Origin of the sequence: Actinomadura sp. 6K520 (assembly GCF_004349245.1) — a bacterium.
Lineage (GTDB): Bacteria > Actinomycetota > Actinomycetes > Streptosporangiales > Streptosporangiaceae > Spirillospora.
In genome coordinates, this window is record NZ_SMLC01000030.1 from 1 (window position 1) to 24,728 (window position 24,728).

Sequence of the window (24,728 nt, forward strand, 5' to 3'; positions counted from 1 at the left end):
CCATGTGCGGGGCGGCAAATCTTACGAGAATCGTACAGGTCGCGCTTCGCAGGTGAGCGGGCACGCCCGGCGACCTACGGTCGTCGCATGCGAGTGCTGCTGACAGGATCGGCCGGGTTCATCGGCTCACACGTCGCCGAGGCACTGAGGGCCCGCGGGCATGAGGTGCGCGGGCTCGATCTGCTCCCGGGCGGGGAGGTCGGGGATGTGCGCGACCGCGACGCGGTGGCGCACTGCGTGCGGGGCGTGGACGCTGTCTGCCATCAGGCCGCGATGGTCGGTCTCGGTGTGGACGTGTTCGACCTCCCGGCGTACACGTCGGTGAACGTGGCCGGCACGGCGGTGCTCTTGGCCGAGATGGCGCGGGCCGGGGTGCACCGGCTGGTGCTGGCGTCCTCGATGGTCGTTTACGGGGAGGGTGCCTACACCTGCCGGAGTCATGGGGACGTCCGGCCGGGTCCGCGTACGGAGGACGACCTGCGGGCTGGACGGTTCGAGCCGCCCTGCCCGGATTGCGGTAGCCCGCTGGAACCCGGTGTCGTCAGGGAGGACACGGCCCTCGACCCACGGAACGTCTATGCGGACACCAAGGTCGCACAGGAGCACCTGGCCGCGTCCTGGGCGCGCATGACGGGCGGGCGCGTGGCGGCGTTGCGTTACCACAACGTGTACGGGCCGAGGATGCCGCTGGACACGCCCTACGCCGGGGTGGCCGCGCTGTTCCGGTCCCGGCTGCGGCGGGGTGAGGCACCGCTGGTGTACGAGGACGGGCGTCAGCGGCGGGACTTCGTCCACGTTCGCGATGTGGCGCGCGCCAACGTCCTCGCGCTGGAGCGGTTGGAGGTGGCGCAGCAGGCACGGCTGCGGGCGTACAACGTCGCCAGTGGCAACCCGCGGTCCATAGCCGACATGGCGGAGGCGTTGGCCGATGTCCACGGCGGCCCGCCTCCGCAGGTGACCGGTGGCTACCGACTGGGCGATGTGCGGCACATCGTGGCCAGTCCCGAGCGTGCCCGGCAAGAACTCGGCTATGAGGCGGAGGTGCCTTTCGCCGGGGGCATCGCCGAGTTCGCCAAGGCGACGGTGGGGACGGGGCGGTGACCCGCGAAATCGATGTCATCCTGCCCTGCCTCAATGAGGCCGAGGCCCTGCCATGGGTGCTGTCGCGCATGCCGGAGGGGTTCCGTCCCATAGTGGTGGACAACGCATCCACAGATGACTCGGCCGCTATAGCCCACCGTCATGGCGCCCATGTCGTGGAAGCCCCCCAACGGGGTTTCGGTGCCGCGTGCCACGCCGGCCTGGTGGCGGCCACCGCGGACCTCGTGTGCGTGATGGACGCCGACGCCTCGCTCGACCCGGGCGACCTGCCCCGCCTGCTCGCGGATCTCCACCGTGCCGGGCCTGAGCTGGTGCTCGGACGGCGCCGTCCGGTAGGGCGCGGAGCCTGGCCCCTGCACGCCCGGCTCGGCAACGCCGTCCTGGCCAGGTCGCTCAACCGGCGGGCAGGCACCGCGCTCCACGACCTCGGGCCGATGCGCGCCGCCCGCCGGGCCGACCTGCTGGCGCTGGAGCTGGCCGACCGCCGCTTCGGCTACCCCTTGGAGATGGTGCTGAGGGCGGCCGCCGCGGGCTGGCGGATCAGCGAGGTCGACGTCCCGTACCGGCCCCGTACCGGCCGGTCGAAGGTCACCGGGACGGTCGGCGGGACGGTACGGGCGGTGCGCGACATGCGGCGCGTGCTGGCCGAGGTGTCAGGGGCGGCGCCGTGACCGCCGATCTGCTCGTGATCGCCAAGGAGCCCGTCGCCGGGCGGGTGAAAACCCGGCTGACGCCCCCGTACACACCCGGGCAGGCGGCCGGGCTGGCGGAGGCGTCCCTGGCCGACACGCTCGGCGCCGTCGCCCGCACCCCGGCCGGGGCCCGCACCCTCGTCCTGAGCGGCCGTCCCGGTCCGTGGCTGCCGCCCGGCCTGCGGGTGCTCCCGCAGCGCGGGGACGGCCTGGACGAGCGGCTCGCGCACGCATTCGACGACGGCTACGCCGGGCGCCCGCTCGTCCTGATCGGCATGGACACCCCCCAGGCCGGCCCCGGCCTGCTGGCACGGGCGGGGGCGGCGCTGCGGACCCGGGACGCGGTGTTCGGCCCGGCGGCCGACGGCGGGTTCTGGCTGCTCGGCCTGGCCCACCCGGACGCGCGGCTGCTGCGCGGCGTACCGATGTCCCGCCCCGACACCGGCCGGATCCAGCTCGCCCGGCTGCGCGCGGCCGGACTGGACGTCGCGCTGCTGCCGGAGCTGACCGACGTGGACACCGCCCGCGACGCGGCCGAGGTCGCGGGGCTGGCGCCGCAAGGCCGCTTCGCCGCCGCCGTCCGGGCCGCCGGGGCCGCCGTGCGGGAGCCGGTACAGGCGGGGACGAAGTGATCGGCGAGCTGTACGAGCGGGCCCTGGAGGGGAGCGCCGGAGTCGAGGTCGAGGACGGCACGGGCCGCCGCAGCGCGCTGCCCGTCCAGGAGTGGATGGCGCTGCGTCCCGGCGACCAGGGCGTGCTCGATCGTTGCGACGGCCCCACGCTGGACGTCGGATCCGGGCCCGGGCGGCTCACCGCCGCGCTGACCGAGCGCGGGATGCTCGCCCTCGGCATCGATACCGCACCGCACGCGGTGGCGCTGACGGTGGCGGCCGGCGGCCCGGCGCTGTGCCGGGACGTGTTCGGGCGGGTGCCGGGCGCCGGGATCTGGACGACGCTGCTGCTGGCCGACGGCAACATCGGCATCGGTGGTGCCCCCTCCGCCCTGCTGGCCCGGGCGTTCACCCTGCTCGCTCCCGGCGGGCGGGTCCTCGCCGAGGTGCGGGCGCCCGGGACGGGGGCGTACACCGGTCCCGTCCGGCTCCGCGCCGGCCAGGCGGTCGGTGAGTGGTTCCCGTGGGCGTGGGTGTCCGCGGACGACATCGCAGGGTTCGCCGGGGAGTGCGGTGCCGCCGTGAAGGAGACCTGGGAGGAGGCGGGCCGATGGTTCGTCGCGCTGAGCCGCTGACTCCTTCGCGCGTGCCGCGCTTCAAGAGCCGCCTGCATGACGAACGCGTGGCGGCCTGGCTGGGGATATGGCTGGGCGTCGCGTTCACCACCGCGTTCGTCACGGGGCTGATCAGCCACTTCATGCAGCAACCGCCGGGTTGGCTGATGTGGCCGTCACGTCCGGTGAATCTGTACCGGGTTACGCAGGGCCTGCATGTCATCGGCGGGCTGGCCACGATCCCCTTGCTGCTGGCGAAGATGTGGACGGTCTATCCCAGGCTGTTCCAGCGGCCGCCGGTCCGTTCCGTAGGGCACGCCGTCGAGCGGGCGCTGATATTCGTCCTCGTGGGGGCGGCACTGTTCCAGCTCGTCACGGGGGTGTTGAACATCTCCTACTGGTACGCCTTCCCGTTCTTCTTCACATCGGCCCATTACTGGACGGCGTACATCCTCGTTGGGTCCCTCGTCATACACGTGGTGAACAAGTGGCCCAAGGTGCAGCGCACCGTGATGAAGCGCCCGGAGGACGGCCTCGACCGGCGCGGGTTCCTGCTTGGCGTCGCGGCCGCTAGCGGAACGGTCGCCGTCACTACGGTCGGTGAGGCGTTCTCCCCGCTGGCCAAGGCGGCGTTGCTGGCGCCCAGGCGTCCCGGGGTCGGCCCTCAAGGAGTGCCGGTCAACAGGTCGGCGTACGCGGCCGGGGTCAGCCTGGCGGCCGCCGGCGATCCGGCCTGGCGGCTACGGGTCACTGGACGAGTCCAACGAGAACTGTCCCTCTCACTGGAGGAGTTGCAAACACTCCCGTCCCATTCCGCCAGGCTGCCCATCGCGTGCGTGGAAGGCTGGAGCGCCGGGGCCACCTGGCACGGCATCCGGCTACGGGATCTCCTCCACATGGCCGGGGTCGCCGGCGACGCCCGCGTGCGGCTCGTATCCATGGAAGCCAGGGGGCTCTTCCGGACCTCCTGGGTCAGCCCCCGCCACTGGCACGACCCGTTGACCCTGCTGGCTCTCATCGTGAACGGGGAACCCCTCGACCTCGACCACGGGTTCCCTTGCCGGCTGATCGCGCCCAACCGCCCGGGTGTGCATCAGACGAAATGGGTGCGCCAGGTGGTCGTCGTATGAGGGCGAGCACCGTATGAAGACGAGAACCCTATGAAGACGAGCATCGTATGAGGACGCGCATCACCGTTTATGCGATCGGCGCGGGGTTCATCCTTCTCGGGCTGTGGGGCGTCCTCACGGGGACCACCAATCCCCGGGGCTGGGGGGTCTGGTTCGCGGGGGCGGTGGTCGTCCATGACGGGATCTTCGTCCCCTGCGTGCTGCTCCTGGGGGCGCTCACCACTCGCCTGCCCGCGTCCCACCGGAGGTTTGTGCAGGCCACGCTGGTGGTGGGCGGCTCGGTGGCGCTTGTCGCGCTGCCCATGGTCCTGGGGTACGGGCGGCGGGCCGACAACCCGTCCATCCTGCCGCTCGCCTACGGCAGGAACCTCATCATCGCCCTTTCCACCATCGCCGTGGTCGCCGTCGTGTGGACCGCGTTGGTCCGTCATAGGAAGCGTTTCGATGACACTCGGTGAGCTGAAGCGGCGACGCCCCGTCTCCCCTCCTGAAGCGGCTGAGCGGAGTGCCCGGTCCGGGTGGATCGCGGTCGCGCTCTGGGCGCTGCTGATCATCGGTGCGTTGGTCACAGGGGAGGGACTGCGCCGCGCGGGGCTCTCCACAGAAGACAACCTGCCTCCGCTCCACGCCGAACCCCGGTTGCTCACCTGGCAGATGCTGCCCGCCGCCTGCGTGGCCGCCGTCGCCGTGAGCGTCCTGCCGTCCCTTGCCCAGCGGCTGTCCTGGCGGCTGTTGTTGCCGGTGTCCTGGGTCGCGGCCGTGGCGTGGACGGTCGCGCTCGCACTGAGCGATGGTCTGGACGCTTTGCACCGCCCCTTGGACTCGCCCACCGAATACCCGGCCGGACTTGATGCCGTACGGGCCGACCCAGGGGTGTGGCTGAGCACGTTCACCGAGAGGCTGGGCGGCTACACCACCCACGTACGGGGACACCCGCCGCTGCCGATGCTGGTCTTGTGGGCGCTGGAGGAGACCGGCCTACGCGGCACCGGCTGGTCTGCCGCCCTCATCATCCTGGTGGGAACCTCGGCGGTCGCCGCCATCGCCATCACGGTCCGGTGCGTCGCCGACGAGGCCACGGCCCGGCGCGCGGTGCCCTTCCTGGCCCTGGCGCCGCTCGCGCTGTGGATAGCCACGTCCATGGACGCCTTCTTCCTCGGCGTCGGCGCCTGGGCCACCGCCCTGGTCGCCGTAGCCGCCAAGCGAGGGAACCTGCTCGCGGCCGCGGGAGGCGGTCTTCTCCTGGGGACGCTCCCCTACCTCAGCTACGGCCTGCTCCCGCTCTTCGCGCTGCCCCTGGCCGCCGCCCTCCTCACCCGGATCACCCCACGCCTGGCCGTGGTGCTGCTCTGCTGCGCGGCGATCGTCCCGTTGGCCTTCACCCTGGGCGGCTTCTGGTGGCCGGACGGGGTAGCGGCGACCCACGAGACCTACGTCATCAGCAGAGGATCCGCACAGCGCTCTTACGCCTACTTCGTCATCGCCAACATCGCCGTGCTCGGCCTATTGGTGGGACCGGCGACCGCCCACGCCCTACCCGCGTCACTCTCCAATCGCCGTCCCCTGGCCTGGCTGGTGGGGGCGGCCCTGGTCGGCCTGCTCGCACTGGACGTCTCAGGCGTGACCAGGGGTGAGGTGGAACGCATCTGGGTGCCCTATGCGGCTTGGGTGGTCGTCGCGGCGGCCCAGCACAAGCCTCCGGCTCGCCTCTGGCTGTCGGCCCAGGCCGTCCTGGCACTGACCCTCCAGGCACTCATACTCTCCCCCTGGTAGCACGAACAGGCCAGCACAAAGCGCAGAATCCCGTGGGAGGGGAGCGGTTCTGCACGGGGTAGTTCCCGCTCAGCGCCCCTGGCCTCCACCCCGGCACAGCCTTCTTTGGAGGTGTGCACCGGAGCGTGGGTACGGGCAGGTTCCGCCAGGTCGGGTGCTGGATGCTGCGTTCGGGGCAAGGTGTGGTGGTATGTGCTCGGGTGGAAGGGTGTTCGCTCAAGGGAGCCGTTCTGATTCAGCGGATTCGTCTGAGCTCGTCTCGCAGGCCGCGAGGGGCGGCGCTGCTAGAGCGGTTTCAGCACCCCGCCCAGGTCGTGGTCAGCGGGTTCGCGGTGACGATCGCGGCGGGGACGCTGCTGCTGTCGCTGCCGCAGGCGACGGCGGGCGAAGGGTCGGCGCCCTGGCTGGACGCGCTGTTCACCTCGACGTCGGCGGTGTGCGTGACCGGGCTGGTCACAGTCGACACCGGCACCTACTGGTCGACGTTCGGCGAACTGGTGATCCTGGGGCTGATCCAGGTGGGCGGTCTGGGGCTGATGACGCTCGCCACCCTGTTCGCGGTACTGCTGTCGCGTCGGCTGGGGCTGCGGGCCCGGATGGCGGCCCAGGCGGAGACCAAGACCATGCGGATGGCCGACGTGCGGCGCGTCGTACGCAACGTGGTCCTGTTCAGCCTGGTGTCGGAGGCGGTGGTCGCCGGGGTGCTGACCGCCCGGCTGGTACTGGGCCACGGCGAACCTTTAGGCCGTGCCCTCTACCTGGGGGTGTTCCATGCGGTGTCGGCCTTCAACAACGCCGGGTTCGCCCTGTGGCCCGACAGCCTCGTCCGGTTCGCGACCGATCCCTGGATCAATCTGACGATCTGCACGGCGGTCATCGTCGGCGGGCTCGGCTTCCCCGTCGTCTTCGATCTGGTGCGGCAATGGCGGCATCCCGCCGGGTGGACGATCCTCACCCGGGTGACACTGACCATGACGGCCCTGCTCCTGGTCGGCGGAACGCTCGTATTGACCGTTGCCGAGTGGGACAATCCCGGAACCCTGGGCGCGATGCCGCGACCGTCGCGGTGGCTGGCGGGTTTCGCGGCGGCGGTCATGCCGCGCACCGCCGGTTTCAACACCATCGACGTGGCCCAGATGCGGACGGAGAGCTGGCTGGCCACCGACGTGCTGATGTTCATCGGGGGCGGCAGCGCCGGCACCGCCGGCGGAATCAAGGTCACCACGTTCGGGCTGCTGGGGTTCGTCCTGTGGGCCGAGATGCGCGGCGAGGCGCGGGTGAACGTCGGTCACCGGCGGCTCCCCGAAGGCACGCAGCGTCAGGCATTGGCGATCGTGCTGCTGAGCGTCGGCCTGGTCACCGCCATGACGTTCACGCTGCTGTCCCTGACCTCGTACTCGCTGGACCAGGTGCTGTTCGAGGTCACCTCAGCGTTCGGCACGGTCGGCCTGTCCACCGGCATCACCGCCGATCTTCCGGACACCGGGCATCTGCTGCTGGTCGCCCTGATGTTCCTGGGACGCATCGGGCCACTGACGTTCGCGACCGCGCTCGCCCTGCGCGAGCGCGCCCACCTCTACGAACTACCTGAGGAACGCCCCATCGTCGGCTGATACGAGACGACCCTCATGGCGGCTGGAAGAGTTCGGCACCGGTGTGCTCACGCGGGGGAGGACGGCTGGTTGCCGGCGACCAGGTTGAACGACCCGGTGAGCATGTTGAGGGTGACGAGGCCGACGATCTCGCTGATGACCCGGTCGGTCCAGCCGTGCCCGCGCAGGGCGGCCACGTCGTCCGAGGTGAGGGAGGACGGTTCGGTCAGGACCCGCAGCGCGAAGTCGACCAGCGCGGCCTCGCGGGCGTCGGCCGAGGTGCCCTGCCGGGCGAGGGCGATGTCGCTCCCGGTGAGTCCCGCGGCCCGGCCCGCCTCGATGTGCGCGGCCATGCAGGTACCGCAGCCGATCCACTCCTGGAGGGCCAGGGAGATCTTCTCGCTCAGCGGGCGGGGAATCTTGCTCCTTTTCATCGCCCGGGAAAGCTCCAGGTAGCCCTGGAGGAGGGCGGGCGAGTGGGCCATGGTGCTGACCATGTCGCCGGCGGATCCGTGCCGGCCGATGATGTCGGCGAGGAGTTCGCGGGACTTGGCCGGTGCCTCGTCCGGGGTGAGCGGGGGCAGGTTCCGCATGATCGTCTCCATCCGTGTCGGAGGGGGCCGCCGGACGCGGCCCCCTCGGTTCGTCCCGGTCAGCGGCCCGTGGCCTTCTCACGCGGCGCCGCGGGCGCGGTCTCCGGCGCCGGGCGCGGGGTCCGCAGGGTGCCGGCGGCCAGCCCGGCTCCGGCGAGCGCGATCAGGCCCGCACCGATGAAGGCGGCCGAGAAGCCGTCGGTGAGCGCGGGCAGGTTCCCCGGTTCGTCCGCGCCGAAGGAGGCGGCGATGGCGGTCATCGCGGCCAGCCCCAGCGCTGAACCGACCTGGTAACTGGTGTTCACGATTCCGGACGCCAGCCCGCCCTCCTCGGGCTTGGCCGCCGAGATCGCGGTGCCCAGGGTGGGGATGAAGGCCAGCGACATGCCCAGCGCCGCGACGAGCGAGGCCGGCAGGACGTCGACCCAGTACGACCCGTCCGGACGGGCCAGCGACAGCCAGCCCATGCCGGCGGCCAGTACCAGCAGCCCGGAGACGGTGATCGCCTTGGGGCCGAAGCGGCCGATGGCACGCGGGGCGAGCACGATCATCCCGATCATGATGAGCGCGGTCATCGGGACGAGCGCCGCGCCCGAGGGGAACGAGCTGTACCCGAGTACCTGCTGCAGGTAGAGGTTCAGGAAGAACCACATCGGGATCCACGCTCCGCCCAGCAGGAGCTGCGCGAGGTTGGCCGCGCCCAGGTTCGGGGCGCGGAAGATCGACAGCGGCATCAGCGGGGCGCGGCGGGATGCCTGGACGGCGAGGAAGGCCGCGAGCAGCACCAGTCCGCCGAGGAGAACACCCCAGGTCGCGGTGGAGCCCCAGCCGACCTCGGGTGCGCGCACGATGGCGAAGACGATCGCACCCAGCCCCGCCGTGACGGTGAGCGCGCCGACCAGGTCGATCGAGCCGCGCGCGCCGCCTCCCCCGCGGGGCATCAGCAGCGGTGCGGCGGCCAGTGCCAGGACGGCGATGGGGATGTTGATGTAGAACACCCACGGCCAGGAGACGTACTCGGTGATCACGCCGCCGAGGAACACGCCCGCGGTCCCGCCGGCCGGAGCCGCGGCGCCGTACAGGGCCAGGGCCTTGGTGAGCTCGCGCGGCTCGGAGCCGAACAGCATCATCAGCAGCGTGAGCGCGGCGGGCGCGATCAGCGCGGCGCCGACGCCCTGCAGCGCGCGGCCGGTGAGCTCGACGGCCACGGTGCCGGCGGCGCCCGCCACGGCGGATCCGGCGAGCAGGACGACCCAGCCGGTGGAGAACAGCCGCCGCGCCCCGAACAGGTCGGACAGCCGGCCGCCGAGCAGCAGCAGGCCGCCGAAGGCGACGACATAGGCGTTGAACACCCACGACAGGTTCTCCTGGGAGAACCCGAGGTCCTCCTGCATGCGGGGCAGCGCCACCCCGATGATCGAAGTGTCCATGATCACCATGAACTGGGCCATCGCGATCAGGGCAAGCGCCCACCAGCGGCGGTTCGTGGGCGGTGCGGAACGAGTGGACATGACCAATCCTCCTTACCCCTAGGGGGTATCTGCAGAACGCGGCATACCCTACGGGCGTATTCTCCAACCCGCAACCCCTGAAGTCGACGGAGATCGAACTCGTCCTGCCGCTCAGCCTGCTCGTGTCCGCCACGTTCATCGCATGCCGTGGCTCGGGAGGCGTCCGGCGAGGGTCCGGGGTCGACGGCTCGGCGCAGTACCCGGCTTTATACCTATACGGGGTACCTGGTCGGCGGGGCCGGTGCGGCAAGAACCGGCCCGGCCCCGCTGCCGTCCCGCGGGGCCGCCGTTCACTTCATCCGGGCGTCACCCACGGGTCGGACTGTGCGTGATCAGGCGGTTACTGCTGCGAGGTTGCCGGGTCAGGTGGTTCCGGCGATGGTGCTGCGGCGTTCGAGGAGGATGACGTCACGCCACCGGTCGTGGTGACGGGCGAGGCGGGTCCGGGTGCCGACGGTCTGGAAGCCCGCGGCGTGGTGGAGGCGCAGGCTGGCGGTGTTCTCGGGGAAGATGCCGGTTTGGATCGTCCAGATACCGGCGGCCTCGGTGGAGGCGATGAAAGCGGTCAGCAATGCCCTCCCGACACCGCGGCCGCGAGCCTGCGGAGCGATGTAGACGCTGTGCTCGACGACGCCGGCGTAGCAGCACCTGTCGGATACCGCCGTTGCGGCGATCCAGCCCAATGTCGTGCCACCGCCCACGGCCGCGGGGGTTCCGACGGCCACGTAGCGGTGCTGCGGCAGTCTGGAGGCATCGAAGGCATGCCAGGACGGCGCGGTGACCTCGAAGCTGGCGTCGCCGGTGTCCAAGCCCATCTGGTAGATCGCCAGGACTTGGTCCGCGTCTCCGGGGCGCATGGGACGGATGGCGACCTGGGCCGGTGCGGTGGTCATCGCTGCTTCCGCCGAGCCCGGGACGGCGCGGTGGTCCTTACTCGTCACCGCCCGGAAGCCCTGTCCGGCTTGGTGGCGTGAACGATGGCCGAGCGCACTCCGCCCTGGGCCGCACCGGTGCCGGTGATGGTGACCTGGGTGAACCCGGCCAGCCGCAGCGCCTTCAGATACGCGTCGGCCGTCAGGGCTTGGGCGGCACACTGGTGCCTCGGCTCGGCGGGATCTGCCTGGACGTCGTCGGCGATCATGTCGCTGATGCCCAGCCGTCCACCGGGGCGAAGGACGCGGAAGGCTTCGGCCAGGACGCGGGGCTTGTCGGCCGAGAGGTTGATGACGCAGTTGGAGATGACCACGTCGACGGCCGCGTCCGGCAGCGGGATGTCCTCGATGTGGCCGCGCAGGAACCGGACGTTGCCGAGACCGGCCTGGTCGGCGTTGGCCGCGGCGAGGGCGAGCATGTCCGGGCTGGCGTCCAGGCCGTAGGCAAGGCCGCCGGGGGCGATCCGGCGAGCCGACATCAGCACGTCGATTCCGCCGCCCGAGCCCAGGTCCAGGACGGTCTCACCAGGCCGCAGGTCGGCGACGGCGACCGGGTTGCCGCAGCCGAGGCTGGCGCGGACGGCACCGTCCGGGAGGCCGGTGAGGTCGTCGTAGCCGGTGGGACCGCACCCGGTGGACGAGCATGTCTCGCCGCCGATGGCGTGGGTGCCCTCCAGGGCGGCGCGGGCGAGCGCGCCGTAGTGGTCCACGATTGCCGTTGACCGGTGGGGACGCCGGTCGTCGGGGTCCGTCATTGAGATGCTCCTCAGCCGGTGGGGCCGCAGGACGGCGGTATGGGGGCGGGCTTGCCCATGATGATGTCGGCGGCCGTGGGGAAGCAGTCCACGCAGGCGTCGTTGATCCGGTAGAAGCGCGCGGTGCCGCGGCTGTCGGCCAGCACGAACCGGACCTCGGCCAGCACTTTCAGGTGCGCCGAGACGGTGGACTGGCCGACGTCGACGAACTCGACGATCTCGCCCACGCTCATCGGGCGTCCCTGGCGGGCCAGCAGCGACACGATCTGGATCCGGGTCGGGTCGGCCAGCGCCTTGAACCAGGACGCGTACTCGGTTGCGGTGGACCGGTCCAGCGGTCCCTTTTCCCTATTCATCGATAATCGACGATAAGCGATGAATAGGGAAGAGGCAAGAGGTCTGCCGTGCTCCGCGGAAGCCGGCGGGTCAGCGGCCGCTGGGCGGGCAGCAGACGTGCAGGTAGGTCTGGAGTTCGGTCAGGGACTGCGCGACGGCGTCGGCGTCAATGCGGTAGTGGACCTGCTTGCCGTCTCTGCGGGAGGTCAGCAGGCCGCCGCGGCGCAGGAGCGCCAGTTGCTGGGAGGCGGTCGGCTGGGCGATGCCGAGGCGTTCGGCGACGGTGCCGACGGTGAGCTCGATGCCTCCGGTGAACAACTCCAGCATCGCCTGGCGCTGCTCGCTGGCCAGTGCCTTGAGGAACTCGCGCGCCCCGGCTCCGAGCCGAGCCGTCGAGGCCCCGCATCCGGTGTCCGCCGCCGCGCGCGATGCGTCGACGGGCGCCGTCGGCTGCGGCGGTGGTCCGGTCACGCGTTCGGTCAAGACTTCGGCTCTCCCTCGCGGCGGCGTCTGGCGGCAAGCTTACGCGACCCATCCTCACATTGTAATATTATAATTTGATGATATGTTCCGGGTATGACCGCTCGGACAACCGCACTGCTCATCGTCGGCGGCGGCCAGGCCGGACTGGCCACCGCACGCATCGCCCGTGCCCTCGGCCTGACCCCGCTGGTCCTGGAGGCCGCCGACCGGCCGGCCGGATCCTGGCCGCACTACTACGACAGCCTCACCCTGTTCTCCCCGGCCCGCCGCAGCGCCCTGCCCGGCGTGCCCTTCCCCGGCGATCCCGACCGCTATCCGGCACGGGACGAGGTGGTCGCCTACCTGACCGGCTACGCCGCCCGGCTGGACGCCGACATCCGCACCGGCCACCGGGTCGAACGCATCACCCGCACCGGGGACGAAGCCGGGTTCCAGGCCGTCACCGCGGACGGGGACGTGTTCACCGCCCCGCTGGTGATCGCGGCGACGGGCGCCTTCAGCCGTCCCTACCGCCCCGCGCCGCCGGGCCTGGACTCCTTCGCCGGGACGGTGCTGCACTCGTCCGACTACCGGCGTCCCGAGCCGTTCACCGGCAGGCGAGTGGTGATCGTCGGCGGCGGGAACTCGGCGGTGCAGATCGCGATCGAGCTCGCCGAGGTCGCCGATGTCACGCTCGCCACCCGGCATCCGCTCCGCTTCATGCCGCAGCGGATCGCGGGCCGCGACATCCACCTCTGGCTGCAGCGCACTGGCCTGGACAGCGCCGGGTGGGCCAGGCCGCTGCTGACCGGAGGCAAGGGCACCCCGGTCATGGACACCGGCACCTACCGGGACACCGTCGCCTCGGGGAACCCGGACCGCCGTCCCATGTTCGACCGCCTGGACGGCAACCAGGTCATCTGGAGCGACGGTATGCGCGAGCACGTCGATGTGGTCCTCCTGGCGACCGGGTACCGGCCCGGCGTCGACTACCTGGCCGGACTCGGAGCCCTGGACGAGGATGGCGCCCCCCGCCACCGCGCAGGGATCTCCACCGCCGTCCCCGGGCTCGGCTACGTCGGGCTGGAATGGCAGCGCTCGTTCGCCTCGGCCACCCTGCGCGGCGTCGGCGCAGACGCCCGCTACGTCCTCACCCGGCTGCTCAAGCGGTCACGCCGCGCCGGAGTTCCGGTGCCCGCGGGCGATCCGGCGTCGGTTCCAGGGGTCAGGCGCCGGTGAGGTCCGGCAGCGCGAACAGTCCCGACAGCCGGGTGAGGCGCTCGGGGACCACGCGGTAGTACACCCAGGTCCCGCGGCGCTCGCCCTCGATCAGCCCGGCCTGACGCAGGATCTTCAGATGGTGGGAGATGGTCGGTGCGGACACGGCGAAGAGGCCGGTCAGGTCGCAGACGCACGCTTCGCCGCCCTTCGCCGAAGCGATCAGGTTCAGCAACCGCAGGCGCACGGGGTCCGCCAGGGCCTTGAAGACCCGGGCCAGGTCGGCGGCCTCGTCCTCCTCCATCACCGGGCCGCTCAACGGTTCGCAGCACACCGGAGCGGAGACGTCCTCAAGTTCCATCGACCCAGCCACCTCTCTAATTTGACATCCATCTAATCAGTGATGCACTCTTGCGCTGATTCGATGTTAGTCGAAACAGGACGCAGTGCCGTGACTTCGAAGGAGACGCCCATGAGCACCAGCACCGGCCGGGACGAGCCCGCCGCCTCCGCGGCGGGCCAGGACACCGGTCAGTCCACCCAGAGCGGCGGTTGCTGCGGCGTCAGCGCCTGCTGCACCGACGCCGAGCAGCCCGTCGACCCCGGAGCCACGCTGCTGCAGGCCAAGACCGAAGCCGGGTGCGGCTGCGTCGCGGACCACGACGGCGAGGACGGCCTGCCGGTACTGGTGATCGGTGCCGGACCGGTCGGGCTGGCCACCGCCGCGCACCTGGCCGAACGCGGCCTGGACTTCCGCGTGCTGGAGGCCGGCCCGGAAGTCGGCGCCGCGATCTCCGAATGGGGTCACGTCCGGCTGTTCTCGCCATGGCGCTACAACACCGACTCCGCCGCGCGCCGCCTGCTGGAGCCCACCGGCTGGACCGCCCCCGACCCTGACCACCTGCCGACCGGTGCCGAACTCGTCCGCGACTACCTCGTCCCGCTCGCCGGCGTCCCGGAGCTGGCGGGCCGCATCCACACCGGGACGCGCGTCGTCGCCGTCACCCGCCAGGGCATCGACGCCACGCGCACCATCGACCGCGACCGGCATCCGCTCCTGGTCCGCACCATCGACGCCGAGGGGACGGTCCGCGACCGCACCGCGCGCGCCGTCATCGACGCCTCCGGCACCTGGGGACACCGCAACCCGCTCGGCCACTCCGGCCTGCCCGCCATCGGCGAAGACCAGGCCGCCCGCTACCTGGCGGGGCCGCTACCGGACGTGCTGGGACGCGACCGCGACCGGTTCGCCGGACGCCACACCCTGGTCGTCGGCATGGGGCACTCGGCCGCCAACACCCTTCTCGCGCTGGCCGAACTCGCCGAGCAGGCCCCGGGAACCCGCATCAGCTGGGTCGTCCGCTCCGCCTCCGTCACCCGGCTCTACGGCGGCGGGGAAGCCGACGGACTGCCCGCCCGCGGGGCGCTGGGCACCCGGCTCAAGCGGGCCGTCGAGGCCGGTTCGATCGACCTGGTCCGCGGCTTCACCATCACCCGCTTCACCGTCCCCGAGGACGGACCCGGCGAGCCCGGACCGGTCACCGTCACCGGCGCCACCCCCGATGGTGAACACGCCATCGCCGCCGACACCGTGGTCGCCGCCACCGGCTTCCGTCCCGACCTGGACATGCTCCGCGAGATCCGCCTCGACCTCGATCCCGCCACCGAGGCGCCGGCCAAGCTCGCACCGATGATCGACCCCAACTTCCACTCCTGCGGGACCGTCCCGCCGCACGGCGAACGCGACCTCGCCCACCCCGAGACCGGGTTCTACCTGGCCGGGATGAAGAGCTACGGCCGCGCCCCCACCTTCCTGATGGCCACCGGCTACGAGCAGGTCCGCTCCATCACCGCCGCGCTCGCCGGCGACCGCGAAGCCGCCGACACCGTCCAGCTCGACCTCCCCGAAACCGGCGTCTGCTCCACCGACCCGGTCACCGAAGACCAGCTCCCCGGTGCGGAAGCGAACGGATGCGGCACCTCCTGCGCCGCCGAACCCGCAGCCGAGGAGAGCCCGTCGTCCTGCTGCGGCTCCTCGGAGCAGGCACCGCAACCGGTCACCGTCGGCGTGGGTGCCCCGGCCGGTGTCGGATTCGCCACTGGACGGGTGCACGGCTACTCCGGCGACGTCGAACGCGGCGAAGGCTGAGCCCACGGTCGGTGGATACCGCATCTTCCCTCCCGGTCCCGGCGGTTTCGGCCGCCGGGACCGGCTCAGGCGCGCGTGGTGTGCTGGCCGCCCTGTGTATCACCGAGATCACCAGTTGGGGTGTGCTGTACTACGCCTTTCCGGTGCTGGCCCCGGTCATCACCGCCGACACCGGCTGGTCCACGCCCGCCATCACCGCCGCGTTCTCCGCCGCGCTCATCGTCGCCGCCCTCGTCGGCATCCCGGTGGGCCGCGTCCTGGACCGCCGCGGCCCGCACGCCCTGATGACGGGCGGTTCCGTCCTGGCCGCGATCGCGACCGTGGCGGTGGCGGCGGCGCCGTCGCCGCTCTGGTTCGCCGCAGCCTGGTCCTTGGCCGGAGTCGCGATGTCGGCCGTCCTCTACCAGCCCGCCTTCGCGGCGCTCACCCGCTACTACGCCCCCCGCCATCTGTCCGCCCTGACCACCCTCACCTTGGTGGCGGGCCTGGCCAGCACCGTGTTCGCTCCGCTCACCGACACCCTCGCGGCGCATTTGACCTGGCGCGGCGTCTACCTCGCCCTCGCCGGTGTCCTCGCCGCCGTCACCATCCCGCTGCACGCCATCGCCCTACGCCGCCCATGGCCCGGGTCCTCCGGCGCTCGGCCGGCCGTCGCCGACCATGCCACCGACCATGCCACCGACCATGCCACCGACCATGGCACCGCCCATGCCGTCCGCCCACCGGCGGTTCGCCACATCACGCGCAGCCGCCCGTTCTGGCTGCTGGCCATCGCGCTCACCCTGTCCGCGTTCGCCATGTTCGCGGTTCTGATCAACCTCATCCCGCTGCTCACCCACCGCGGCGCCAGCCCCACTCTGGCCGCCTGGGCACTCGGCCTGGGCGGCATCGGCCAGGTCGCCGGCCGCCTGTGCTACCGCCCGCTGTCGAGGCGCACCAGCGTCCGCGGCCGCACCGCCTGGATACTCGGCCTCTCCGCCGCCACCACCGCCGCCCTGGCACTCATCCCAGGCCCGATGCAACTGCTCATCGCCGTCGTGGTCTTGGCGGGCATCACCCGCGGTATCGCCACACTCCTGCAGGCCACCGCCGTCACCGACCGCTGGGGCATCGCCGCCTACGGCACCCTTTCGGGCATCCTGGCCGCCCCCGTCACCGTCGCCACCGCCCTCGCCCCCTGGGCCGGAGCCGCCCTCGCCGACGCCCTCGGCAGCTACCCCGCCCTCTTCACCGTCCTCGCGCTCGCCGCGGCCCTCGCCGCACTCCTGGCCAGCGCCCCCGACCCGCCACAACGGGACTCCTCGCACCGGACGTGACCGACCGATCCACGGCAGCGCGCTGATCCTGCTGGACGGCGGTCATCGGCCCTGACCCGGCGCCAGGCGGCTGCTAACGTATCATCCTATGGTGATGTCAGTTGAGACTGATGTGTTGCGGGTCCTGGCGGACCCCCTCCGTGCGCGCATCGTGACCCTGCTCGCCGGCGAGGCGCTGTGCACCTGCCACCTGGTGGAGGAGACCGGTGCCAGGCAGACCAACATCTCCAACCACCTGCGGGTGCTGAAGGACGCGGGGCTCGTGGAGAGCGAACCCTGCGGCCGCTTCACCTACTACCGGCTGCGCCCCGAGGCGCTGGACGCCCTGGCCGCACGGCTCGGCGACCTGGCGGCGGAAGCCCGCACCACTCGTGACAGCGACATCAGGAGGCCCTGCCCGTGACCACCACCGAACCGGCGACGCCGCAGACTGACACCGCCGAGTCCGGCCTGGTGAGCCGACTGTCCGCGCTGGACCGCTTCCTGCCCGTGTGGATCATCGCCGCCATGGCACTCGGTCTCGGCCTCGGCCGTGCGGTGCCCGGACTGGACGACGCGCTGTCCAAGGTCGAGATCGGCGGCATCTCCCTGCCCATCGGACTCGGGCTGCTGGTCATGATGTACCCGGTGCTGGCCAAGGTCCGCTACGACCGGCTCGACACCGTCACCGGCGACCGCCGCCTGATGGTCTCCTCGCTGGTGCTCAACTGGCTCATCGGACCGGCGGTGATGTTCGCGCTGGCCTGGACGTTCCTGCCCGACCTGCCCGAGTACCGCACCGGCCTGATCATCGTGGGGCTGGCCCGCTGCATCGCCATGGTCATCATCTGGAACGACCTGGCCCGCGGCGACCGCGAGGCCGCCGCCGTCCTGGTCGCCCTCAACTCGGTCTTCCAGGTCGTCGCGTTCGGCGCGCTGGGCTGGTTCTACCTCAAGGTGCTCCCCGGCTGGCTCGGCCTGGACACCGACGACGTGCACTTCTCCACCGGCAAGATCGTCGTCAACGTGCTGGTGTTCCTCGGCATCCCGCTGCTGGCCGGCTACCTCACCCGCCGCACCGGCGAGAAGGCCCGCGGACGCGAGTGGTACGAGACGCGCTTCCTGCCCCGCATCGGCCCGGTCGCCCTGTACGGGCTGCTGTTCACCATCGTCATCCTGTTCGCGCTCCAGGGCGACACCATCACCGGCCGGCCCGCCGACGTCGCCCGCATCGCCGTCCCGCTGCTGGTCTACTTCACCCTCATGTGGGGCGGATCGTTCGCGCTCGGCCGCGCCATCCGCCTGCCCTACGACCGCACCGCGACGCTGGCGTTCACCGCCGCCGGCAACAACTTCGAGCTGGCCATCGCCGTGGCCATCGGCACCTTCGGCGTGACCTCCGGCCAGGCGCTGGCCGGGGTGGTCGGGCCGCTCATCGAGGTCCCGGTCCTCGTCGCCCTGGTGTACGTCTCGCTGTGGCTCCGCCGCCGCTTCACGACCCGGCCGGCGAGGACGACATGACCGCCCCGCCCGGCCAGGCGGTGTTCGAGCGGATCGCCGCCCGGCTCGCCCCCCGTTTCCACGGCGTGGTGTCGGCCGACACCATCCTGCGGCTGGCCATCGACTCCTACGAACAGTTGCGCGCCACCTCGCGGGTCGATACCCACCTGGTGGTGATGGCGGAACGTTTCACCGCCGAACGGCTGACCGCGCTCGCCCAGGCGGAGGGGCGGCTCGGCAAACCCGTCCCCGAGGTGCTGTTCGTCTGCGACGCCAACGCCGGACGCTCCCAGATGGCCGCCGCGCTCGCCCTGGCCCGCGGGAAAGGACGCGTCCACGCCCGGTCGGCCGGCACCGCACCGGCGGCCGAACTGGAACTGGCCATCGTGGACGTGCTGGCCGAGATCGGCGTGGACATCTCGGCCGAGTTCCCCAAGCCGCTGACCGACGAACTGGTCGGTGCCGCCGACCTGGTGGTCACGCTCGGCTGCGGCGGCGCCTGCCCGCTCCTCCCGCACACCCGCTACCTGGACTGGGCCGTCCCCGACCCCGCCCACCGGCCACCGCCCGAAGTCCGCCGCATCCGCGACGAACTCGACCTGCTCGTCACCGACCTGCTCACCACGCTCGACCAGCGAGGAACCTGATGCCCGACAAGCCCAGCGTGCTGTTCGTCTGCGTCCACAACGCCGGACGGTCCCAGATGGCCGCCGCCTACCTCACCCACCTCGCCGGCGACAGGGTCGAGGTCCGCTCCGCCGGATCGGCCCCCGCCGACCAGGTCAACCCCGCCGTCGTCCAGGCGATGGCCGAGGAGGGCATCGACATCTCCGCCGAAAGCCCCAAGATCCTCACCGTCGACGCCGTCCAGGCCTCCGACGTCGTCATCACCATGGGCTGCGGCGACACCTGCCCCGTCTTCCCCGGCAAGCGCTACCTCGACTGGGAACTCGACGACCCGGCCGGCCAAGGCGTCGACGCCGTCCGCCCCATCCGCGACGAGATCCGCACCCGCATCGAGCGGCTCACCGCCGAACTCACCGCCGAACTCACCGCCGGACCCACCACCGGCCAAGCCGACGAACGCGATCACCGATAGGGCCAGGCGGGGAGGTAGGTCGTGGCCTGGGAGTCACGGCTGGTCGTCGAGTTGCCGGTTGGTCTGATCGATCCGCTGGATTCGGCCGTCGGGTGCCAGGCGGCCGAACATGTAGATCTCCGCGGTGAAGGTCTTGCCCTTGCGCAGTGTGGTGCGGAGTGTCCAGCGTGCGGCTATCTGGTCACCGCGGACCAGAGCCTGGTGGACCTCGACACCGGCGTTGTCATTGGCCGCCATGGCCGCCTTGTCCACGTTCTTGCGGACGGGGCGGACGTGGTCGATCATCCGCTGCCGGTCGATCACCAGGCCGTCGTTGCAGTACTCGAAGTCCGGAACGAAGTAGCGGTCAAGGATCGTGCCGGGCTCTTCCTCTGAGAGGGCCATGTCCCGGGTGTAGTCGACGATGAATTCGACGAGATCGCGCTCGGAGCTGATGCCCATATGTCCCCTTGAGGAGTACGTCATACGCTTACAGTGGGAACAGCCTACTGTACCCCCGTAGGGTTTAATCTGGCTGCTCCCGAGCGCCACTTGTCACCCCAAGGCCGTCAAGGGGGTCGCGTCTTATGGGCTGCTCAGGTGCGGAGCGCGTTGGTGAGGCGTTTGGGGGCTGACAGGCGCCAGGCTTCGGTGACCAGTTCGGTCAGTTCCTCTGGGTCGACGGTGGCCAGCTTGACCTGTACCCATGCGAAGCGTCCGCTGGCCCAGGACGGGGAGAAGGTGGCCGGGTCTTCGGCGACGAGGGCGACCTGCTCTTCCCGGGTGGCTTTGAGCATGACGATGCCCTCGCCCTCGTCGAGGTAGCAAAACCCCTTGTCGCAGACCCGGAAGCCGGTCATGTTCGAGAACGCCTCGCGCTCGGTGACCTCCGGCAAGCCGAGGACCACGTGCAGGAACTCTTCAGCGCGCATACCCGAATCTGTACCAGCCGGGTCGGACACTGTGTCAGGGGTTCGGTGTCTGGAGGCTCAGTTGCACTTTCCACATTGCTTCGGCCAGGGCGTGGAACTGGTAGAGCAGGCGCCGCAGGGCGGGCAGGTCCTTGGCGTCCGCCGTCGCGGCGGCGTGTTCGGCGACGATCGCCAGGCGGTTGACGCGGCGGCCCAGGAAATTCGCGAGGGCGTCTCGGCGGACGTTTCCGGCGAGGGCGGCGAGCAGGATCGACTCGGCGGCGCTCAGTTCGCCCATTACCTCGGCGGTGGCCGCTCGTACGTCGACCTTCGTTTCCCAGCCGTCCTTGGCCAGCATCCTGAGCCTGCTCAGGGCGGGCAGGCAGCGCCGGTGATGCTCGCGTAGCCGAACGTCCAGGACGGCCGTCTCCACTGGCTCGACACCGGTGCAGGTCATGATTCCTCCGCGTCTTGTGGCGGCGCCCCGGGCGTCGTCAGCCACGCCGGGACGGGTCGCATGCATCCACCATCGCGAGCGGAGTTGCGCGCGAGTAGGGATGTAAGTCCCGGCTCGAAGGACGAAGGGCCCGCGGCGCCGGGGGACGCTACTCGCCGAGGAGAACGTTCGTGACAGGGCGTCGGCGGGTGCGCAGAGTCCTTGGGGCATGGCCTAGGCGCAGCACCATCTGGGGGTGTCCGCAGACCAGGTCACGGCGTACCGCCACGCGCAGGTAGGGCAGTTCCAGCGGCTGCGTGTGGAAGGCCGCGCTCACCTGCAGTGTCGCCGCGTGCAGCAGTACGTGCTGGAGGGCCTGACCGGCCTGCAGCCAGTCCACCCGCCTGTCCTCCCGGGTGGTCAGCACGGCCACCGTCCCCGCGGTGCCGGTGGGCGGGCCGTGGTGCCGGGGAGCCCATGGCGTCCCGGCGAAGAACTCCCGGGACGGGAACTCCAGGCCGTCCGGTGTGGCCGGTAGGGAGTCCGGAGCGAGACCGTCGCGGCGTCTGCTGTGCGGCGGGACCGCCCAGTCCAGCAGCTCGTCGGCAATACGGGCGTCGGCCAGCTGGATCGCCTCGGCCGCCTGGACGTGTTCGGCCAGCCGGCGGAGTTGGTCCGCGTCCGAGATCAGGCGGAGGTCGGCCCCCTCGTGCCGGGCGATGCCCGCCAGGACGTTCGGCAGCATGGGCGGCAGCGGGGTCGCCAGGAACGGTCCGCGGTGCGTGTGCCGGCGGCTGATCGCGCGGAACAGCCGCTCCTCGTACGGCCGCGCCGCCGTTCGCGTCCCCCAGGTGATGCGGGCCAGCAGGTCGGGGCGCGCCGGGTCGGGCAGCAGCCGGACCCGCGCGGTGAAGCCGAGGCGCCGGACGGCCAGCCGCGCGTTGAACAGGGCCGCGCCGCAGCTGATCGCCATCTCGCGCCCGGCCGCGTCGGTGATCGGCAGCAGCCGCGTCCGGTCGGCCCAGAGTTCCAGCCCGTCGGCGCGGTCGACGAAACCCCACGGCTGGGTGTTGTGGATGGACGGTGCCTGGATCGCGGCGCGCACGACGAAGCGTGCCGCCAGATCGGGCCGTTCGTTCGTGTCCCGGGGCTTCGCCGCGGTGCGCGTAGCGTTGATCATTTCGATGACCTCCAGCCGTGAGTGTCCGGCACCTTCAGCGTCCCGCGGCGGGGTCGAACCGGCAGCCTGCCCAAAGTCCCATATGTCGGGACTTTTGACCTACCCGGTCTCAGGCGTGCGTGCCGGGGACCTTCGTCCCGCCGGTCGCGGGGCCAATGCCACTGGGGACGGCGGCCCGGAAGGGGTTGGCTTGAGACGGAACCTCTCTTGAGGACGGTGGACCATGGAACGGATGAACGCGCTGGACGCCGGCATGTTCTTCGCCGAGAACGACTCGACGCCCCTGCAGATCGGCACGGTGACGGTCTTCGAGGGGCCGGCGCCCGAATATCCGGATCTGGTGCGCCAGGTCTTCGCCGGGCTCCGGCTCGCGCCGCGCTGCCTGCAGCGCGTGCGGACCGTCCCCTTCCACGTCGCCCATCCCGTCTGGGTGGACGATCAGCGCTTCGCGATCAAGGACCACGTGCTGCGGACGGCGGCCCCCGAGCCCGGCGCTCCGGAGGACCTGCGGGATCTGGCACAGGCCATCCTGAGCCGTCCCCTGGACCTCACCCGTTCCCCGTGGGAGGTATGGCTGGTCGAAGGACTGGCCGACGACCGCTGGGCGCTGATCTGCAAGGTGCACCACTGCATGGTGGACGGCGTGGCCGGCATCGACCTGCTGGGAGCGCTGTTCGACATCGACCCCGACCGGGCGCCCGCGCAGCCCCACGCGTGGACGCCCGAGCCGGAGCCGCCCGCGTGGGCCGTGCTGCGCGGCGGCATCGCGGACAGGCTGCGGGGCTTCGAGCGGCAGGCGACCCGGCTGTTCCTGCCCGTGCTGCGCGACTCCGTCGCCGTCGCGGGCGCGATTCCCGGGTACGCGGCGCGGCTGGCCGGGTTCGGGGCGTCCTCGCTCAACGGCCCGACCGGGCCGCGCCGGCGCTGGTCCCGCGCCCACGCGGAGCTGGACGAGGTCGACCGCATCCGGCGCACGTTCGGCGGGTCGGTCAACGATGTGGCCCTGGCCGCCACGGCGCGCGGGTTCCGCGACCTGCTCGACGCCCGCGGCATCCTCGACGAGAAGTCGTACGTCCGCGCGATGGTGCCCGTGTCCGTCCGGTCGTCCGACGAGCGCGGCGTCCCCTCCAACCGGGTGTCGGCGGTGTCCGTCGACCTGCCGTGCGGGGAGCCCGATCCGCTGCGCCGGCTGGCGCTCGTCCGCGCGCAGATGGACGACCTGAAGAGCCGTGACCAGGCCGCCGGGCTCGACGCCTTCGTGCGGCTGGTCGGTGCCGCGCCCGGCCTGCTGGCCGCGGCCGCGCACACGGCGCTGCGGCGGCGCCAGCCGCTGATCCACACGATCGTGACCAACGTCCCGGGACCGCCGATCCCGCTCTACGCCATGGGACGCCGGATGCTGGAGCTCGACCCCTACATCCCGATCGCGGCGGGCGTGCGCATCTCGGTCGGCATCGTGTCCTACGACGGCGGCCTGGCGTTCGGGCTAACCGGCGACCATGACGCCGTCCCCGACCTGGAGACGCTCTCCGCGGGCATCCGCGACGGCATCGACGAGCTGCTCAAGGAGGCCGTCCAGGCCGCATGACGGTCAGGATCGCCCGAGGACGCAGAACTCGTTGCCCTCCGGGTCGGCCAGCACCGACCACGGGACCTTGCCCTGGCCCAGGTCGACGTCGGTGGCGCCGAGGGTACGCAGCCGGGCCACCTCCGCCTCCTTGGCGTCGAAGGGGATCGGCAGCAGGTCCACGTGCACGCGGTTCCACCAGGTCCGCGCACCGGACGTGCGGAGGAACTCCAGATACGGGCCGGTGCCGTCGGCGGAACGCAGGACCGCGTGCTCGTCGGTCACCTCGTGCAGCGTCCATTCGAGCGCATCGTCCCAGAACCGGGCCATGGCGCGCGGGTCCGCGCAGTCGACCACCACCGCGGCGATCGGTCCGGTGTCCCGGAGGGTCTCCCGGGGTTCCAGCACGCAGAACACGTTGCCCTCGGGGTCCGCCAGGACCGTCCACGGGACGTCGCCCTGGCCCACGTCGGCGGGGGTCGCACCGAGGTCCTTCAGGTGCGCGACCAGGTCCGTCTGATGGGCCGCCGAGGTGGTGGCGAGGTCGATGTGGACGCGGTACTTCACCGTCTCGGGGTCGGGTACGGAAACGAGATCGATGTAGAAGCCGGAGGGGTCGGGCCAAGCGACGCCCTCGGGTTCGAGGTTGGTCACGCCGGGTGCCTCGCTGGAGACGCCCCAGCCGAGAGCATCCGCCCAGAACCGGCCGAGGGCCGAGTCATCGCGGGCCTTGATGTTCACCTGCACGGGTCTCAGCGCCATGCCGCCGATCATAGGTTCCCGGGGGCCCGCTCCGTTACGGCACGGGAGCCTCGTCCAGGGAGACCTCCAGCAGCCGCGTCTGGGTCGCTTCGAGCCGTTCCACGACGAGTTCGGCGAAGCGGCGCGTCAGCTCGTAGCCCAGCGACGGGTCGACGGCGGAGAGGGTCCGCACCAGCCGCCCGTCGAACTCGATCGCCCGGACCGGTGTCTGCGCGAAAGCGCCGAACCGCCACCGGTGCGGGCGGAACAGCCACGACCAGCCCAGCGCGGAGCCCGGCCCGAAGGTGTCCACGACGACCGGCTCCCGGCCGGGCGGGCGCAGGTCCAGGGCCACGGTCCCGTCCTGGACGAGCCAGAACCGTTCCGCCGGGTCGGACTCGCCGACGATGCGCCGCCCCGCCGGGAACTCGGTGCGGCGGGCGGCCGTGGCCAGCCTGGTCAGGTCGGCACGCCGCATACCGCTCAGGAACGGTTCGCGGGCCAGCTCGGCCGCGGTCACCCCGCTCATCGACTCGCTCCCTCCATGGTCT

The 24,728-nt window shown here is 71.5% G+C and carries 29 protein-coding genes; 16 read left to right on the forward strand and 13 right to left on the reverse strand.

Annotated features, from left to right (window positions below):
• Positions 1–87 precede the first annotated feature (87 nt).
• From E1289_RS10755 to E1289_RS10790, 8 genes are all read left to right on the forward strand, one after another.
• Positions 88–1,101 carry an NAD-dependent epimerase/dehydratase family protein gene (locus tag E1289_RS10755; protein WP_131978347.1) on the forward strand — a complete coding sequence of 338 codons (1,014 nt, stop codon included), beginning with the start codon at positions 88–90 and terminating at the stop codon, positions 1,099–1,101.
• Positions 1,098–1,772 (forward strand): glycosyltransferase family 2 protein, encoded by a 675-nt coding sequence (locus E1289_RS10760; protein ID WP_207928897.1) that lies wholly within the window; start codon positions 1,098–1,100, stop codon positions 1,770–1,772. The genes E1289_RS10755 and E1289_RS10760 overlap by 4 nt, the downstream gene beginning before the upstream one ends.
• A complete protein-coding gene (locus E1289_RS10765; RefSeq protein WP_131978350.1) occupies positions 1,769–2,425 on the forward strand; it encodes a TIGR04282 family arsenosugar biosynthesis glycosyltransferase in 657 nt (218 codons plus the stop codon). Before E1289_RS10760 ends, E1289_RS10765 begins: the two co-directional genes overlap by 4 nt.
• Positions 2,422–3,039, forward strand: a complete 618-nt coding sequence (locus tag E1289_RS10770; RefSeq protein WP_131978353.1) for an SAM-dependent methyltransferase — start codon at positions 2,422–2,424, stop codon at positions 3,037–3,039. The genes E1289_RS10765 and E1289_RS10770 overlap by 4 nt, the downstream gene beginning before the upstream one ends.
• An 11-nt stretch (positions 3,040–3,050) precedes the next feature.
• On the forward strand, positions 3,051–4,148 hold the full coding sequence (locus E1289_RS10775) for a molybdopterin-dependent oxidoreductase (protein ID WP_243712741.1): 1,098 nt from the start codon (positions 3,051–3,053) through the stop codon (positions 4,146–4,148).
• Between the two features lie 47 nt (positions 4,149–4,195).
• A complete protein-coding gene (locus tag E1289_RS10780) occupies positions 4,196–4,606 on the forward strand; it encodes a hypothetical protein (RefSeq protein ID WP_131978359.1) in 411 nt (136 codons plus the stop codon).
• On the forward strand, positions 4,593–5,921 hold the full coding sequence (locus E1289_RS10785) for a hypothetical protein (RefSeq protein WP_131978362.1): 1,329 nt from the start codon (positions 4,593–4,595) through the stop codon (positions 5,919–5,921). Before E1289_RS10780 ends, E1289_RS10785 begins: the two co-directional genes overlap by 14 nt.
• Before the next feature lie 281 nt (positions 5,922–6,202).
• Complete coding sequence (locus tag E1289_RS10790; protein WP_347813570.1) at positions 6,203–7,534, forward strand: potassium transporter TrkG; 1,332 nt, start codon at positions 6,203–6,205, stop codon at positions 7,532–7,534.
• Positions 7,535–7,581: 47 nt separating this feature from the next.
• On the opposite strand, the gene E1289_RS10795 is transcribed toward E1289_RS10790, so the two are convergent.
• From E1289_RS10795 to E1289_RS39520, 6 genes are all read right to left on the reverse strand, one after another.
• Positions 7,582–8,106: a carboxymuconolactone decarboxylase family protein gene (locus E1289_RS10795; protein WP_131978365.1), complete on the reverse strand. Its 525-nt coding sequence runs from the start codon at positions 8,104–8,106 to the stop codon at positions 7,582–7,584.
• 59 nt (positions 8,107–8,165) lie between these two features.
• Complete coding sequence (locus E1289_RS10800) at positions 8,166–9,617, reverse strand: MFS transporter (RefSeq protein ID WP_131978368.1); 1,452 nt, start codon at positions 9,615–9,617, stop codon at positions 8,166–8,168.
• Positions 9,618–9,979: 362 nt separating this feature from the next.
• Positions 9,980–10,510 carry a GNAT family N-acetyltransferase gene (locus tag E1289_RS10805; RefSeq protein ID WP_131978371.1) on the reverse strand — a complete coding sequence of 177 codons (531 nt, stop codon included), beginning with the start codon at positions 10,508–10,510 and terminating at the stop codon, positions 9,980–9,982.
• A 44-nt stretch (positions 10,511–10,554) separates the two neighbouring features.
• Positions 10,555–11,304, reverse strand: a complete 750-nt coding sequence (locus tag E1289_RS10810) for a methyltransferase domain-containing protein (protein ID WP_131978374.1) — start codon at positions 11,302–11,304, stop codon at positions 10,555–10,557.
• Positions 11,305–11,315: 11 nt separating this feature from the next.
• Entirely contained in the window at positions 11,316–11,660 is a 345-nt protein-coding gene (locus tag E1289_RS10815; RefSeq protein ID WP_131978377.1) for a metalloregulator ArsR/SmtB family transcription factor, read from the reverse strand.
• A gap of 70 nt (positions 11,661–11,730) precedes the next feature.
• The gene (locus E1289_RS39520) at positions 11,731–12,123 is read right to left on the reverse strand and encodes a metalloregulator ArsR/SmtB family transcription factor (RefSeq protein WP_243712743.1); all 393 of its coding nucleotides are present in this window, start codon (positions 12,121–12,123) and stop codon (positions 11,731–11,733) included.
• A gap of 93 nt (positions 12,124–12,216) precedes the next feature.
• Between E1289_RS39520 and E1289_RS10825 the strand changes: the two genes are divergently transcribed.
• Entirely contained in the window at positions 12,217–13,341 is a 1,125-nt protein-coding gene (locus tag E1289_RS10825) for an NAD(P)-binding domain-containing protein (RefSeq protein ID WP_131978380.1), read from the forward strand.
• On the opposite strand, the gene E1289_RS10830 is transcribed toward E1289_RS10825, so the two are convergent.
• Positions 13,328–13,681 (reverse strand): metalloregulator ArsR/SmtB family transcription factor, encoded by a 354-nt coding sequence (locus tag E1289_RS10830; RefSeq protein ID WP_131978383.1) that lies wholly within the window; start codon positions 13,679–13,681, stop codon positions 13,328–13,330. The two genes, E1289_RS10825 and E1289_RS10830, sit on opposite strands and share 14 nt — an antisense overlap.
• A gap of 111 nt (positions 13,682–13,792) precedes the next feature.
• On the opposite strand from E1289_RS10830, the gene E1289_RS10835 reads away from it, so the two are divergent.
• From E1289_RS10835 to E1289_RS10860, 6 genes are all read left to right on the forward strand, one after another.
• Positions 13,793–15,469 carry an FAD-dependent oxidoreductase gene (locus tag E1289_RS10835; protein ID WP_131978386.1) on the forward strand — a complete coding sequence of 559 codons (1,677 nt, stop codon included), beginning with the start codon at positions 13,793–13,795 and terminating at the stop codon, positions 15,467–15,469.
• A gap of 80 nt (positions 15,470–15,549) precedes the next feature.
• Positions 15,550–16,785, forward strand: a complete 1,236-nt coding sequence (locus E1289_RS10840) for an MFS transporter (RefSeq protein ID WP_165970426.1) — start codon at positions 15,550–15,552, stop codon at positions 16,783–16,785.
• A gap of 88 nt (positions 16,786–16,873) precedes the next feature.
• Complete coding sequence (locus E1289_RS10845; RefSeq protein ID WP_131978391.1) at positions 16,874–17,188, forward strand: metalloregulator ArsR/SmtB family transcription factor; 315 nt, start codon at positions 16,874–16,876, stop codon at positions 17,186–17,188.
• A complete protein-coding gene (gene arsB / locus E1289_RS10850) occupies positions 17,185–18,285 on the forward strand; it encodes an ACR3 family arsenite efflux transporter (protein ID WP_131978394.1) in 1,101 nt (366 codons plus the stop codon). Before E1289_RS10845 ends, arsB begins: the two co-directional genes overlap by 4 nt.
• Positions 18,282–18,911 carry an arsenate reductase ArsC gene (locus E1289_RS10855; RefSeq protein WP_131978397.1) on the forward strand — a complete coding sequence of 210 codons (630 nt, stop codon included), beginning with the start codon at positions 18,282–18,284 and terminating at the stop codon, positions 18,909–18,911. Before arsB ends, E1289_RS10855 begins: the two co-directional genes overlap by 4 nt.
• The gene (locus tag E1289_RS10860; RefSeq protein ID WP_131978400.1) at positions 18,911–19,363 is read left to right on the forward strand and encodes an arsenate reductase ArsC; all 453 of its coding nucleotides are present in this window, start codon (positions 18,911–18,913) and stop codon (positions 19,361–19,363) included. Before E1289_RS10855 ends, E1289_RS10860 begins: the two co-directional genes overlap by 1 nt.
• Positions 19,364–19,396: 33 nt before the next feature.
• On the opposite strand, the gene E1289_RS10865 is transcribed toward E1289_RS10860, so the two are convergent.
• The 4 genes from E1289_RS10865 to E1289_RS10880 all read right to left on the reverse strand — a co-directional run bounded on the left by E1289_RS10865 (position 19,397) and on the right by E1289_RS10880 (position 21,869).
• On the reverse strand, positions 19,397–19,804 hold the full coding sequence (locus tag E1289_RS10865; RefSeq protein ID WP_131978403.1) for a nuclear transport factor 2 family protein: 408 nt from the start codon (positions 19,802–19,804) through the stop codon (positions 19,397–19,399).
• A 134-nt stretch (positions 19,805–19,938) separates the two neighbouring features.
• On the reverse strand, positions 19,939–20,274 hold the full coding sequence (locus E1289_RS10870) for an MmcQ/YjbR family DNA-binding protein (RefSeq protein ID WP_131978406.1): 336 nt from the start codon (positions 20,272–20,274) through the stop codon (positions 19,939–19,941).
• A gap of 34 nt (positions 20,275–20,308) precedes the next feature.
• Positions 20,309–20,710, reverse strand: coding sequence for a hypothetical protein (locus E1289_RS10875; RefSeq protein ID WP_131978409.1), 402 nt, complete (start codon positions 20,708–20,710; stop codon positions 20,309–20,311).
• Between the two features lie 148 nt (positions 20,711–20,858).
• Positions 20,859–21,869, reverse strand: coding sequence for a hypothetical protein (locus E1289_RS10880; RefSeq protein ID WP_131978412.1), 1,011 nt, complete (start codon positions 21,867–21,869; stop codon positions 20,859–20,861).
• Positions 21,870–22,092: 223 nt separating this feature from the next.
• On the opposite strand from E1289_RS10880, the gene E1289_RS10885 reads away from it, so the two are divergent.
• Positions 22,093–23,457, forward strand: a complete 1,365-nt coding sequence (locus tag E1289_RS10885) for a wax ester/triacylglycerol synthase family O-acyltransferase (RefSeq protein WP_131978415.1) — start codon at positions 22,093–22,095, stop codon at positions 23,455–23,457.
• A gap of 3 nt (positions 23,458–23,460) precedes the next feature.
• On the opposite strand, the gene E1289_RS10890 is transcribed toward E1289_RS10885, so the two are convergent.
• Both E1289_RS10890 and E1289_RS10895 read right to left on the reverse strand, forming a co-directional pair.
• A complete protein-coding gene (locus E1289_RS10890; RefSeq protein ID WP_131978418.1) occupies positions 23,461–24,198 on the reverse strand; it encodes a VOC family protein in 738 nt (245 codons plus the stop codon).
• 34 nt (positions 24,199–24,232) lie between these two features.
• Complete coding sequence (locus E1289_RS10895; protein WP_207928898.1) at positions 24,233–24,706, reverse strand: cyclic nucleotide-binding domain-containing protein; 474 nt, start codon at positions 24,704–24,706, stop codon at positions 24,233–24,235.
• Positions 24,707–24,728: the final 22 nt, after the last annotated feature.

Bases quoted from the DNA above. Each gene is read 5' to 3' on its own strand.
- E1289_RS10755 (WP_131978347.1), top strand. From the start codon at position 88: ATGCGAGTGCTGCTGACAGGATCGGCCGGGTTCATCGGCTCACACGTC.
- E1289_RS10835 (WP_131978386.1), top strand. From the start codon at position 13,793: ATGAGCACCAGCACCGGCCGGGACGAGCCCGCCGCCTCCGCGGCGGGC.
- E1289_RS10860 (WP_131978400.1), top strand. From the start codon at position 18,911: ATGCCCGACAAGCCCAGCGTGCTGTTCGTCTGCGTCCACAACGCCGGA.
- E1289_RS10800 (WP_131978368.1), bottom strand. From the start codon at position 9,617: ATGTCCACTCGTTCCGCACCGCCCACGAACCGCCGCTGGTGGGCGCTT.
- E1289_RS10810 (WP_131978374.1), bottom strand. From the start codon at position 11,304: ATGACGGACCCCGACGACCGGCGTCCCCACCGGTCAACGGCAATCGTG.
- E1289_RS10855 (WP_131978397.1), top strand. From the start codon at position 18,282: ATGACCGCCCCGCCCGGCCAGGCGGTGTTCGAGCGGATCGCCGCCCGG.
- E1289_RS10895 (WP_207928898.1), bottom strand. From the start codon at position 24,706: ATGAGCGGGGTGACCGCGGCCGAGCTGGCCCGCGAACCGTTCCTGAGC.
- E1289_RS10845 (WP_131978391.1), top strand. From the start codon at position 16,874: ATGGTGATGTCAGTTGAGACTGATGTGTTGCGGGTCCTGGCGGACCCC.
- E1289_RS10805 (WP_131978371.1), bottom strand. From the start codon at position 10,510: ATGACCACCGCACCGGCCCAGGTCGCCATCCGTCCCATGCGCCCCGGA.
- E1289_RS10815 (WP_131978377.1), bottom strand. From the start codon at position 11,660: ATGAATAGGGAAAAGGGACCGCTGGACCGGTCCACCGCAACCGAGTAC.
- E1289_RS10780 (WP_131978359.1), top strand. From the start codon at position 4,196: ATGAGGACGCGCATCACCGTTTATGCGATCGGCGCGGGGTTCATCCTT.
- E1289_RS10880 (WP_131978412.1), bottom strand. From the start codon at position 21,869: ATGATCAACGCTACGCGCACCGCGGCGAAGCCCCGGGACACGAACGAA.
- E1289_RS10870 (WP_131978406.1), bottom strand. From the start codon at position 20,274: ATGCGCGCTGAAGAGTTCCTGCACGTGGTCCTCGGCTTGCCGGAGGTC.
- E1289_RS10865 (WP_131978403.1), bottom strand. From the start codon at position 19,804: ATGGGCATCAGCTCCGAGCGCGATCTCGTCGAATTCATCGTCGACTAC.
- E1289_RS10825 (WP_131978380.1), top strand. From the start codon at position 12,217: ATGACCGCTCGGACAACCGCACTGCTCATCGTCGGCGGCGGCCAGGCC.
- E1289_RS10890 (WP_131978418.1), bottom strand. From the start codon at position 24,198: ATGGCGCTGAGACCCGTGCAGGTGAACATCAAGGCCCGCGATGACTCG.
- E1289_RS10885 (WP_131978415.1), top strand. From the start codon at position 22,093: ATGGAACGGATGAACGCGCTGGACGCCGGCATGTTCTTCGCCGAGAAC.
- E1289_RS10785 (WP_131978362.1), top strand. From the start codon at position 4,593: ATGACACTCGGTGAGCTGAAGCGGCGACGCCCCGTCTCCCCTCCTGAA.
- E1289_RS10875 (WP_131978409.1), bottom strand. From the start codon at position 20,710: ATGACCTGCACCGGTGTCGAGCCAGTGGAGACGGCCGTCCTGGACGTT.
- E1289_RS10795 (WP_131978365.1), bottom strand. From the start codon at position 8,106: ATGCGGAACCTGCCCCCGCTCACCCCGGACGAGGCACCGGCCAAGTCC.
- E1289_RS10830 (WP_131978383.1), bottom strand. From the start codon at position 13,681: ATGGAACTTGAGGACGTCTCCGCTCCGGTGTGCTGCGAACCGTTGAGC.